Below are 10930 nucleotides of genomic sequence, written 5' to 3' on the forward strand. Positions count from 1 at the left end.
ACCGATGCGACTCTTTATCGCCGAGAAGCCCACGCTGGGCCGCGCCATTGCCGATGCCCTGCCCAAGCCCCACAAGAAGGGCGACGGTTTTATCGAAACAGCCCAGGGGGATGTGGTCACCTGGTGCATCGGCCATCTGCTGGAGCAGGCCGAGCCCGATGCCTATGACGCCGCCTTCAAGCAGTGGCGGATGGAGCATCTCCCCATCATCCCCGCCCAGTGGCAGCTGGTGGCCAAGCCCAAGACCAAAACCCAGCTCACCGTCATCAAGCGGCTGATCAAGCAGGCCGACTGCGTGGTCAACGCCGGTGACCCGGACCGGGAAGGGCAGTTGCTGGTGGACGAGGTGATCGACTTTCTCGGCTACCCGAAAACCAAGCCGGTGCAGCGCTGCCTCATCAGCGATCTCAACCCGCCTGCGGTGCTCCGCGCTCTCGAGAAGCTGAGGGACAACAAGGAGTTCGTACCGCTGGCGGTCTCGGCGCTGGCCCGCAGTCGGGCCGACTGGCTCTACGGTATCAACATGACCCGCGCTTATACCCTGCTCGGGCGCAAGGCCGGTTGCAGCGAGCTGCTCTCGGTTGGCCGGGTGCAGACCCCGCTGCTGGGGCTGGTGGTGCGGCGGGATCTCGAGATCGAGGCCTTCGTCCCCAAACCCTTCTACGAGGTGCTGGCCCATCTGCTGACCGATAGCAACGAGCGCTTCACCGCCAAGTGGCTGCCATCGGAAGCCTGTCTGCCGTGGCAGGATGAGGAGGGGCGGGTGCTCAACCGGGCGCTGGCCGACAAGGTGGTGAGCCGGATCAACGGCCAGCCTGCACAGGTCGAATCGGTGGAGGAGCAGGCCCGCAAGCAGGCGGCGCCGCTGCCCTACAACCTCTCCAGCCTGCAGATCGATGCCGCCAAGCGGTTCGGCATGGATGCCAAGCGGGTGCTCGACATCTGCCAGAGCCTCTACGAGCGCCATAAGCTCATCACCTACCCGCGCTCCGACAGCCGTTATCTGCCGACCGACCATTTCAAGCGGGCCGAGCAGGTGCGCGGCGCCATCGCTGCCACTGCTCCTGCGCTGGCCAAGGCTGTTGCCGAGGCGGACGGCAAGATCCGCAGCAAGGTGTGGAACGACAGCAAGGTGGATGCCCACCACGCCATCATCCCCACCGAGAAGCAGGGCAACCCCGCCACGCTGGGGGCCGACGAGGCGAAGCTCTATGGCCTGATTGCCCGCCAGTATCTGCTGCAGTTCTATCCCCCGTTCGAATACAACGACAGCAAGGTGCTGCTGCGCATCGCCGGTGGCCTGTTTCAGGCCAAGGCGCGGCGCATCCTTAAGGCAGGCTGGAAGGCACTGCTCGGGGTGGAAGAGGATGACGACGAAGAGAAGGCGGGCACGCTACCCGCGCTGAAGGAGGGAGAGCAACTGCTCTGTGAGCGGGGCGAACTGCTGGAGAAGATGACCCAGCCACCCAAGTCATTCACCGATGCGACTCTGCTGGCGGCCATGACCGGGATTGCCCGCTATGTGCAAGATCCCGAGATCCGCAAAACCCTGCGCGATACCGACGGTCTCGGCACAGAAGCGACCCGGGCCGGTATCATCGACCTGCTGTTCAAGCGCCGCTTTCTGGTGCGTCAGGGCAAGAGCATCAAGGCGACCCCGACCGGGCGGGCGCTGGTGCAGGCACTGCCTGCTACTGCCACCACGCCGGATATGACGGCGCTGTGGGAGCAGAGCCTTGGCCAGATCGCCGAGCGCCACGGCAGCTACCAGCAGTTTATGGGGCCGCTCACCGAGCAGCTCAACGGCCTGATCGAGGGGGCGCGGCAGGACTCCGGCGCCAGCTTCAGCGCCCTGCCCAAGGAGGCGCCGGGTGCCAGCAAGCGGCGTTTTACCAAACGCAAGAGTCCGGCAGCCAGCACGACTGGCGGGCCCCGACCGCGCAAGACGACCAGCAAGCGCCAGACCAGGGCGGCATAACGAAAAAAGGCGCCCATCCCGGGCGCCAAAGGCATTGTTGTCAGGCTGCCTGAGTGGACAAGCTGGCACGGATCCTGTGCTGGTAGTGCAGAACCACACCGAGAAACACCAGATCCTTGAACAGGAAGAACTCGGTGACTGGCACGCCATCAACCACTTTCCAGACACCTGTCAGGGTCAGCAGGAAGCTCAGCGTCGTCAGGAAGGTGACGATAGCCCCCATGCTGCACCAGTAACCGATGCGAGGTTGCCACAGACCCACGACCAGTCCGATGGCGATCACTATCTCGACCACCCCGATCAGGTTCGATACGTTCTGTTCCGACAGGGGACCATAGAGCCAGCTCATCAAGGGGTGGCTTGCTACCAGTGGTTTGATGGCGGCTGCCTCTGTCGGGGTAAACTTGAAGACGCCGATCCAGAGCAGGGTCAATACCACGCCCGCCAGGGCGACCAGAAAGCCTTTGTCATGTTGCTGCATGGGGGCTCCTTGTTTAAGGGGTCAGAGTGACGGGCGGGAAGTCGATCTCGGTCGCCGCCAGGTGGTTGCCATAGTTGGTCAGGGTATTGACCACCACCTGGCCGAGCACTTCCAGCAGTAGCTCGTCATCTACGCCTGCGGCACGGGCGCTAGCAAGCTGCTCGTCACTGATCACTCCGCGCTGCCTGACCAGCGCCGTTGCCAGTTGCAGCAGGGCGTGATCAAGGGGTGCCGAGGCCTGGCCGAGTCGGGCTGCCCGGATCTCCTGGGCCGAGAATCCGGCCTTGCCCGCCAGTAGTGTGTGGGCAGACAAACAGTATTGGCAGGCGTTGGCTTGACCTATGGCCAGTGCAAGCAACTCCCGTTGTGGGGCAGTGAGGCGCCCCTTGCCAAGCGCCTCGGCAAAGCCCAGGAAGCCATTGAGCAGGGCTGGCGAGTGGGCCAGGGTGGCGTAGAGGTTGGGCACCATACCCAGATTGCGTTGCAGGGTGGCCAGGGTCGGGGCGGCTGCGGGTTGCGGCTGGGATACGGGTTGGATACGGCTCATGATCTTCTCCTGTGGTAGTGAAGGTTCGGGAGACAGTGTGCCGTCATTCGTGATACGGTTTATCACTCATCGTCTGCAAATAAATACTATTCGTCTCAAATATGGATCCGCTCTCTGCCCTGTTGGTTCATGCCTCCCCCGAAGCCAAGATCTTCTTCGCCGGCAACCTGTGCCAGAACTCCTCCAGTGATGATTATCCGAGTGGCGGACATCTTCATCTGCTGCGCAGCGGTGCCGTCATGCTGCGTGAAGAGGGGGGAACCAGCTTGCTGCTCGAGGAGCCGACCCTGATCCTGTTCCCTCGGGGGCGTCCCCACAAGCTTGAACCCAGAACGCTGGGGGGTTGTGATTTGGTGTGCGCCAATGTCGCATTCGGCAAGGGGGGCGCATCGCCGTTGCAACTGGCATTACCGGGCTCGCTGGTGCTGCCGCTACGTGAGTTGCCTGCCCTGACGCCGGTGCTGAGTCAGCTGTTTGAAGAGGCGTTTCACCCCCGCTACGGGCAGGATCCGCTGATCTCCCGCTTGCTGGAGGTACTGTTGATCCTGCTGCTGCGTCATCTGGTCGAGCAAGGGGTGTGTCAGCAGGGGATGCTGGCAGGTATTTCCGATCCCCAGTTGGCCAAGGCGATCTCGGTGATGCATCAGCGTGGGGATGAACCCTGGACGGTGGCCACGCTGGCGCGGGAGGCCGGCATGTCGCGGGCCCGCTTTGCCGCGAGGTTTCAGGAGCGGGTTGGTCAAGCGCCGCTAGGTTATCTGACCCACTGGCGCATGGCGCGAGCCTGCCAGCAACTACTGGCGGGGGAGCCTATGGTGCAGGTGGCGCTGGGGGCGGGATACAGCAGCAGTGTCGCCTTTGGTCGGGCATTCGAGCGGGAGCTGGGGGTGAGCCCGGGGCGCTGGCTCAAGGCGCAACAACAAGCCGAATAAAAAAACGGGGCAGCCAATGGCTGCCCCGTGTTCATGGCTGGTCAGCCGGTATAGACGTTCTCTTCCGGATAACGGATGCGGGTTTCGACCGGGCGGGCCAGCATAAAGGCCAGGGTCAGGGGGCCGAGACGGCCGCAGATCATCACCAGCACCAGGATCAGCTTGCCCGGCTCGCTCAGGGAGGCGGTGATGCCGGTAGAGAGGCCGACGGTGGCAAATGCCGAGATGGTCTCGAACATGATTTTGTCGAACGGCAGATCCTCGGTCACCATCAGCAGGAACATCGCCAGCATCAGCACCATGGTGCTGACGATGATGATGGCCAGCGATCGGGTCACGATCTGGGGCGACAGGGTGCGACCAAAAGCGGTGACATGGGGCCGTTTGGTCAGAAACGCCTTGGTCGCCAGTAGCACCACGGCGAAGGTGGTGACTTTGATACCACCACCGGTCGAGGTGGCACCGGCACCGATAAACATCAGCATCATCAGGAACAGCAATGCCGCCGGGGTCATCAGCCCGATATCTATGGTATTGAAACCGGCGGTACGGGCACTGGCAGACTGGAAGAAGGCTGCCAGAAGCTGGCCACCGATACCTGCCTTGCCGAGGGTGCCGGGGTTGTTGTGTTCCAGCAACCAGAACATCAGGGTTCCCGCCAGCAGCAGCGCCGGGGTCATCAGCAGCATCAGCTTGCTGTGCAGCTTCAGCTTGCGCCAGCGGCGGTTGCGCACCAGATCGACGATGACGGTAAAGCCGATCCCCCCCAGGATCAGCAGACCGGCGATCGTCAGGCTGATGATGGGGTCGTCCCTATAGTCCATTAGGTTGTTGGCAAACAGCGAAAACCCGGCGTTGTTGAAGGCCGAGACCGCGTGGAAGAAGCTGACGTAAAGGCCGTGTACCAACCCCATCTCGGGCACCCAGCGGATCGCCATGATGCCGGTGCCGATCAGCTGGGCAATAAAGGCGAACAGCACGATCCGTTTGACCAGCTGAATGATGTTGACCGAACCCTCCTGTCCCAGCGCCTCCTTGGCCAGTACCTGCTGGCGTAGGCCGACCCGCTTGCTGAAGATGGCGATCAGCAGCAGGGTCATGGTCATCTGGCCCAGACCACCGATCTCCATCAGCATCAGCAGGAAAATCTGCCCCTGCAGGGTGAAGGCGGTGCCGGTATCCACCACGCCAAGACCTGTCACGCTGATGGCCGAGGTGGCGGTAAACAGGGCGTTGACGAAGGTGACCTCGCCATTGTGGCTGGAGGGTTGCACCAGAAAGATGGTGCCAATCAGCAGAATGATCAGAAAGCTGCCGAGGATCAGCCGGGCTTCGCTCCAACGAGAGTCCTGCTCCCGATGGAGGGCGAAGGCGTAGCTGCTGCGCCAGTTGATCATAGGGTTTCGAGCCAGTGGTCGATGGCGTGCTTGTTGCCCGCCAGGATCAGGATGTCGCCCAGTTGCAGCTCCATCTTGCCGGTCAGCACGTTGTGCAGCACGTCACCACGCTTGATGGCTAGCAGCTGGAAATCGCTCTGTTGCAGCAGATGGAAGTCGCCTAGTTCCCGGCCGTTCTGTTGCAGGCCGATCACGAACTCGGTCAGCACCATGTCGTGGCCCAGCTCCAGATAGTCGAACAGTCGGTTGTCCAGCATGCTCTGGGCGACCCGGCGGCCCATGTCCCACTCCGGGTTGATTACCTTGTCGGCGCCCACTTTCTGCAGGATCTTGGCGTGGAACTTGTCGCGCGCCTTGACCCACACCTTCTTCACGCCCGCCTCTTTCAAGACGAGGGTGGTGAGGATGCTGGTCTCCAGGTTGTCACCGATGGCAACGAAGACGATATCGAAATTGGCCAGTCCCAGCTCGGCCACGGTGGCCTCGTCGGTAGCATCCGCCACGATCACGTGATTGCAGAGGGCGGCGATTTGCCGGGTCTTGCTCTCGTCAATATCGATGGCCAGTACTTCGGCATCTTGCCGTTGCAGCTCTTCGCACAGCGCGCTGCCAAACAGGCCCAGGCCGATGACGGCAAACTGGTTGTTCATGAGTTTTTCCTCAGCAGTTGAAGTCGCCTACTCTAAACCACTGCTATTCCCCCGAAAAGGGCTCGGGTTTTTCGTCATGGGGTAACTTGAGGTAGACTGCGCCCTTGCACCAAGCCGGGATAGACCGATGAAACTGAATGCCAACGCCTCCTTGTTGAAGCTCAACACCCTTGCCCTCGATGCGTACTGCCTCTGGCTGGCCGAGGTGGAGCAGGTTGCCGATCTGGCAACCCTGAGTGCCGATCCGCAGCTCAACCAGTTGCCACGCCTCAATCTGGGCGGCGGCAGTAACATGCTCTTCACCACCGATTTTCTCGGTCTGGTGGTGCTCAACCGGCTCAAGGGGATTACCGCTGAAGATGGCGGCGATCACTGGTTGCTCCATGTGGCGGCGGGTGAAGATTGGCATCAGCTGGTGCGTCATACCTTGCAACAGGGCTGGTTCGGGCTGGAGAATCTGGCGCTCATTCCCGGTACGGTCGGTGCAGCTCCGGTGCAGAACATCGGTGCGTATGGCGTTGAGCTGGCCGACTTCTGCGCCTATGTCGAGGCGTTCAACTGGCAGAGTGGCGAGATTGAACGGATCGCGGCGGCAGAGTGCCGCTTCGGTTATCGCGACAGCATCTTCAAACACGAGTATCAGGATTCCCACCTGATCACCGCCGTCGGGCTCAAACTGCCCAAGGCGTGGCAACCGGTGCTGGGCTATGGCCCGCTGGCAGCGCTCGGTGACGCGCCTTCGGCGCAGGTCATCTTCGATACCGTCTGTGCCACCCGCATGGCCAAACTGCCGGATCCTGCGGTGCTCGGCAATGCGGGCAGCTTCTTCAAGAATCCGGTGGTGCCTGCCGCGCTGGCGGAGAATCTCAAGGCGCGCTATCCGCAGATGCCCTGCTATCCGGCCGGAGAAGGGCAGGCCAAGCTGGCGGCGGGCTGGCTCATCGATCAGTGCGGGCTGAAAGGTTTCGCCATCGGCCGCGCCGCCGTTCATCAGGAGCAGGCGCTGGTGCTGGTCAATCTGGGGGGCGCCAGTGCCATGGAGCTGATCGCGCTGGCGGCTCATGTCCGCGACAGCGTGGAGCAGACGTTTGGCGTGGTGCTGGAGCACGAGGTGCGTTTTATGGGTGCGCACGGTGAAACCTGGCTCGACGAGGTGCTCTCATGACGTTGACTCCCATCAGACAGACCCTGATCACTCTGCTCAGCGACGGCCAGTTTCACTCCGGCGAACAGCTGGGTGAGCAGCTCGGCATCAGCCGGGCGGCGGTGAGCAAACACATGGCGGCGCTCAAGGAGCTGGGGCTGGATCTCTTTAGCCTGACCGGCAAGGGCTACCGGCTGGCGGTGCCGATGGCGCTCTATGATCAGGCTACCTTGCAGGCACTGGCCCCGATGGCGCCGGTGCACTGTTTTCCGGTCATTGGCTCGACCAATCAACACCTGCTGGATCGGGCCAATGAGCTGCGCTCTGGCGAGAGCTGTCTGGCCGAGTGTCAGACAGCCGGGCGCGGTCGTCGTGGCAAACCCTGGATTTCGCCGTTCGGTTGCCAGCTGATCCTCAGCATGTACTGGCGACTCGAACAAGGCATGGCGGCGGCCATGGGGCTCAGTCTGGCGGTCGGCGTGGCAGTGGTTGAAGCGCTGGAGTCCCTTGGTTATCAGGGGGTCGAGCTCAAGTGGCCGAACGACCTCTACTATCAGGGCCGCAAGCTGGCGGGCATTCTGGTAGAGATGAGCGGTAGCGCCGGGGCCAGCTGTCATCTGGTGATCGGCATCGGTCTCAATCTGGCGATGCCTGCCCGCGAAGGTGAGAAGATCGATCAGGCCTGGGCCGAGCTGCGCCACATCAATCCCGAGCTGGTCGATCGCAATCAGTTGGCAGCCCGGATGATCGTCCATCTGCAGCGGGCGCTGCATACCTTTGAGCAGCAGGGGTTGGCAAGCTTTGTCGATGAGTGGAACCGGCTCGATCACTTTGCCGGTCGCCCGGTGCGCCTGCTGATGGGGGATCAGGAGATCCGCGGCATCGCCCGTGGCATCGACGATCGCGGCGCCCTGCGACTGGAGACAGGCGAAGGGATCAAATTCTATCTGGGGGGCGAGCTCTCCCTGCGCCGGGGCGACTGAGGGTCAGCAAGGCCGCTCATGATGCCAAACAGAAGAGGGGCCCGCGGGCCCCCTCTTCGTTATCCGGCAACGGCAGTCATCATTTGCGCAGCTTGATCTGCTCGATGGCGTGCTCATGGCCCTTGGTCATGATCAGGTTGGCACGCTCACGCGTTGGCAGGATATTCTCTTGCAAATTCAGATAATTGATATCTTGCCAGATGTTGCTGGCGATCTGGGTTGCCTCACTCTCCGTCAGCTTGGCGTAGTTATGGAAATAGGAGTCGGGATCCGAGAAGGCGCCGCTTCTGAACTTGAGGAACCGTTCGATATACCAGGTACGCAGCAGATCGGCATCGGCATCCACATAGATGGAGAAGTCGACGAAGTCCGACACGAAGACCCGATGGGGCTCCTGAGGGTAGTCCATGCCGCTTTGCAGCACATTGAGCCCTTCCAGGATCAGGATGTCCGGCTGCTCCACCACCTTCTTCTCATCGGGAATGATGTCGTAGATAAGGTGGGAGTAAACCGGCGCTTCGACCTTCTCGTGACCGGCGCGGATATTGGCGACAAACTCCACCAGATGGCGGATGTCGTAGGATTCCGGGAACCCCTTGCGGCGCATCAGGCCGCGCTCTTCCAGTACCTTGTTGGGATAGAGGAAGCCGTCGGTGGTGACCAGCTCCACCCGCGGATGTTCCGGCCAGCGCTCCAGCAAGGCCTGCAGAATACGGGCTGTGGTACTTTTGCCCCCCGCCACGCTGCCGGCAATGCTGATGATATAAGTGCCCTTGCCGCGGGACTGGCCGAGGAACTGCTCCAGCACCCGGCTGCGACGCTGTTTGGCTTTGACATAGAGATTGAGCAGGCGGGAGAGAGGCAGATATATCTCTTCCACTTCCCGCAATGACACCTTCTCGTTGATCCCGCGCAGGGTCTGCAGATCGTGTTCGGTCAGGGTCAGGGGGACCGAATCGCGCAATAACGCCCATTGTTCGCGGGTGAATTGCAGATAGGGGTTATGCTCTGTCGTCATGGTGTCATCACTGTTTCTTGGGCACGGCGACCATACACCAAGGGTGGGGGAGCGACAAGGGACGCAGCAGGATTGGCTTGTTTGCCCCCGCTTTTTTGCAAACTTCCCAGCAATAAAGCATATTTTGCCGGGTTCAATGGTTGCATCCCCCAAAACCTTACAATAAAATGCGCGACGCTTGACTGTCTGTCGTCTATTTGCCGTGCAAAAGCGATAAACACAACGGGTGCAAGCAGAATTACCGTTGTGACAATCTGGCGTCTGGAGGGGTTCCCGAGCGGCCAAAGGGATCAGACTGTAAATCTGACGGCTCTGCCTTCGAAGGTTCGAATCCTTCTCCCTCCACCATATTTCTCTGCGGTTTGAGTTCTTTGGGTTAGAGAAATGCGGGCATCGTATAATGGCTATTACCTCAGCCTTCCAAGCTGATGATGCGGGTTCGATTCCCGCTGCCCGCTCCAAGATGCTGATATGGCTCAGGCGTTAGCAGAGCCGCACCCTAGGGTGAGTTCGGCAAGCGAACCAGCCATCAGTACCTCTCTCTTTCCCACCAGATTCAAATCCATCATATAAACTGTTCTGTGGTTAGCTTGCCACCGCGTACTCAGCGTTAGTTTAGAGGGACGATCATGTCTAAAGAAAAATTTGAGCGTAATAAACCGCACGTTAACGTGGGTACCATCGGCCACGTTGACCACGGTAAAACCACCCTGACTGCAGCTATCACCAACGTGCTGGCCAAGCACTTCGGTGGTAAAGCTTTCGCCTTCGACCAGATCGACAAGGCACCGGAAGAGCGTGAGCGTGGTATCACCATCAACACCTCCCACGTAGAATACGACACCGCTACCCGTCACTACGCCCACGTAGATTGCCCGGGTCACGCCGACTACGTTAAAAACATGATCACCGGTGCTGCCCAGATGGACGGCGCGATCCTGGTAGTAGCAGCGACTGACGGCCCGATGCCGCAGACTCGTGAGCACATCCTGCTGGGTCGTCAGGTAGGCGTTCCGTACATCATCGTGTTCATGAACAAGTGTGACATGGTAGATGACGAAGAGCTGCTGGAACTGGTCGAGATGGAAGTTCGTGAACTGCTGTCCGAGTACGACTTCCCGGGTGATGACCTGCCGGTAGTTCGTGGTTCTGCACTGAAAGCGCTGGAAGGCGAAGCTCAGTGGGAAGAGAAGATCCTGGAACTGGCTGGCCACCTGGACAGCTACATTCCGGAGCCGGAGCGTGCGATTGACCAGCCGTTCCTGATGCCGATCGAAGACGTATTCTCTATCGCTGGCCGTGGTACTGTAGTTACCGGTCGTGTAGAGCGCGGTATCGTTAAAGTAGGTGAGACCGTAGAAATCGTTGGTATCAAAGATACCGTTTCTACCACCTGTACCGGTGTTGAAATGTTCCGTAAGCTGCTGGACGAAGGTCGTGCAGGCGAGAACATCGGCGCGCTGCTGCGTGGTGTTAAGCGTGAAGACGTAGAGCGTGGTCAGGTACTGGCCAAGCCGGGTTCTATCAAGCCGCACACCAAGTTCGAATCTGAAGTGTACGTACTGTCCAAAGAAGAAGGTGGTCGTCATACCCCGTTCTTCAAAGGCTACCGTCCGCAGTTCTACTTCCGTACTACCGACGTGACCGGTACCATCGAACTGCCGGAAGGCGTAGAGATGGTAATGCCGGGCGACAACATCAAGATGGTTGTTACCCTGATTGCGCCGATCGCGATGGACGACGGCCTGCGTTTCGCTATCCGTGAAGGTGGCCGTACCGTAGGTGCTGGTGTTGTAGCTA

The 10930-nt window shown here is 60.5% G+C and carries 10 protein-coding genes and 2 tRNA genes; 7 read left to right on the plus strand and 5 right to left on the minus strand.

Annotated elements, in window-relative coordinates:
- Positions 1 to 4 precede the first annotated feature (4 nt).
- On the plus strand, positions 5 to 1978 hold the full coding sequence (locus tag AB5Z09_RS03990; RefSeq protein ID WP_368194683.1) for a DNA topoisomerase III: 1974 nt from the start codon (positions 5 to 7) through the stop codon (positions 1976 to 1978).
- Between the two features lie 40 nt (positions 1979 to 2018).
- Here the strand turns inward: AB5Z09_RS03990 and AB5Z09_RS03995 are convergent, their stop codons facing one another.
- Positions 2019 to 2459: a DUF417 family protein gene (locus AB5Z09_RS03995; RefSeq protein ID WP_368194684.1), complete on the minus strand. Its 441-nt coding sequence runs from the start codon at positions 2457 to 2459 to the stop codon at positions 2019 to 2021.
- 13 nt (positions 2460 to 2472) lie between these two features.
- Positions 2473 to 3006 (minus strand): carboxymuconolactone decarboxylase family protein, encoded by a 534-nt coding sequence (locus tag AB5Z09_RS04000; RefSeq protein ID WP_368194685.1) that lies wholly within the window; start codon positions 3004 to 3006, stop codon positions 2473 to 2475.
- A gap of 101 nt (positions 3007 to 3107) precedes the next feature.
- Here AB5Z09_RS04000 and AB5Z09_RS04005 point away from each other — a divergent pair, with 101 nt between their 5' ends.
- Positions 3108 to 3938, plus strand: coding sequence for a cupin domain-containing protein (locus tag AB5Z09_RS04005; protein ID WP_368194686.1), 831 nt, complete (start codon positions 3108 to 3110; stop codon positions 3936 to 3938).
- Between the two features lie 41 nt (positions 3939 to 3979).
- On the opposite strand, the gene AB5Z09_RS04010 is transcribed toward AB5Z09_RS04005, so the two are convergent.
- Both AB5Z09_RS04010 and AB5Z09_RS04015 read right to left on the minus strand, forming a co-directional pair.
- A complete protein-coding gene (locus AB5Z09_RS04010; RefSeq protein ID WP_368194687.1) occupies positions 3980 to 5335 on the minus strand; it encodes a TrkH family potassium uptake protein in 1356 nt (451 codons plus the stop codon).
- Positions 5332 to 5985 carry a TrkA family potassium uptake protein gene (locus tag AB5Z09_RS04015; RefSeq protein ID WP_005339863.1) on the minus strand — a complete coding sequence of 218 codons (654 nt, stop codon included), beginning with the start codon at positions 5983 to 5985 and terminating at the stop codon, positions 5332 to 5334. The genes AB5Z09_RS04010 and AB5Z09_RS04015 overlap by 4 nt, the downstream gene beginning before the upstream one ends.
- 127 nt (positions 5986 to 6112) lie before the next feature.
- On the opposite strand from AB5Z09_RS04015, the gene murB reads away from it, so the two are divergent.
- Complete coding sequence (gene murB, locus AB5Z09_RS04020; RefSeq protein WP_368194688.1) at positions 6113 to 7150, plus strand: UDP-N-acetylmuramate dehydrogenase; 1038 nt, start codon at positions 6113 to 6115, stop codon at positions 7148 to 7150.
- Complete coding sequence (gene birA / locus AB5Z09_RS04025) at positions 7147 to 8112, plus strand: bifunctional biotin--[acetyl-CoA-carboxylase] ligase/biotin operon repressor BirA (protein WP_368194689.1); 966 nt, start codon at positions 7147 to 7149, stop codon at positions 8110 to 8112. The genes murB and birA overlap by 4 nt, the downstream gene beginning before the upstream one ends.
- 79 nt (positions 8113 to 8191) lie before the next feature.
- Here the strand turns inward: birA and coaA are convergent, their stop codons facing one another.
- The gene (gene coaA, locus AB5Z09_RS04030; RefSeq protein WP_368194690.1) at positions 8192 to 9130 is read right to left on the minus strand and encodes a type I pantothenate kinase; all 939 of its coding nucleotides are present in this window, start codon (positions 9128 to 9130) and stop codon (positions 8192 to 8194) included.
- Positions 9131 to 9393: 263 nt separating this feature from the next.
- On the opposite strand from coaA, the gene AB5Z09_RS04035 reads away from it, so the two are divergent.
- The 3 genes from AB5Z09_RS04035 to tuf all read left to right on the plus strand — a co-directional run.
- Positions 9394 to 9478: transfer RNA gene (locus AB5Z09_RS04035), tRNA-Tyr, on the plus strand.
- A gap of 38 nt (positions 9479 to 9516) precedes the next feature.
- A tRNA-Gly gene (locus tag AB5Z09_RS04040) sits at positions 9517 to 9591 on the plus strand.
- 168 nt (positions 9592 to 9759) lie between these two features.
- Positions 9760 to 10930, plus strand: a 1171-nt coding sequence (gene tuf, locus AB5Z09_RS04045) for an elongation factor Tu (RefSeq protein ID WP_368194691.1), incomplete at its 3' end; no start/stop codon positions are given.

Source organism: Aeromonas sp. R2-2 (genome assembly GCF_040908355.1).
In the GTDB taxonomy this organism is placed as follows: domain Bacteria; phylum Pseudomonadota; class Gammaproteobacteria; order Enterobacterales; family Aeromonadaceae; genus Aeromonas; species Aeromonas veronii.

What these genes read in the sequence shown, in the direction of transcription:
- AB5Z09_RS03990 (WP_368194683.1), top strand. Translation starts at nt 5, where the DNA reads ATGCGACTCTTTATCGCCGAGAAGCCCACGCTGGGCCGCGCCATTGCC.
- AB5Z09_RS03995 (WP_368194684.1), bottom strand. Translation starts at nt 2,459, where the DNA reads ATGCAGCAACATGACAAAGGCTTTCTGGTCGCCCTGGCGGGCGTGGTA.
- AB5Z09_RS04000 (WP_368194685.1), bottom strand. Translation starts at nt 3,006, where the DNA reads ATGAGCCGTATCCAACCCGTATCCCAGCCGCAACCCGCAGCCGCCCCG.
- AB5Z09_RS04005 (WP_368194686.1), top strand. Translation starts at nt 3,108, where the DNA reads ATGGATCCGCTCTCTGCCCTGTTGGTTCATGCCTCCCCCGAAGCCAAG.
- AB5Z09_RS04010 (WP_368194687.1), bottom strand. Translation starts at nt 5,335, where the DNA reads ATGATCAACTGGCGCAGCAGCTACGCCTTCGCCCTCCATCGGGAGCAG.
- AB5Z09_RS04015 (WP_005339863.1), bottom strand. Translation starts at nt 5,985, where the DNA reads ATGAACAACCAGTTTGCCGTCATCGGCCTGGGCCTGTTTGGCAGCGCG.
- murB (WP_368194688.1), top strand. Translation starts at nt 6,113, where the DNA reads ATGAAACTGAATGCCAACGCCTCCTTGTTGAAGCTCAACACCCTTGCC.
- birA (WP_368194689.1), top strand. Translation starts at nt 7,147, where the DNA reads ATGACGTTGACTCCCATCAGACAGACCCTGATCACTCTGCTCAGCGAC.
- coaA (WP_368194690.1), bottom strand. Translation starts at nt 9,130, where the DNA reads ATGACGACAGAGCATAACCCCTATCTGCAATTCACCCGCGAACAATGG.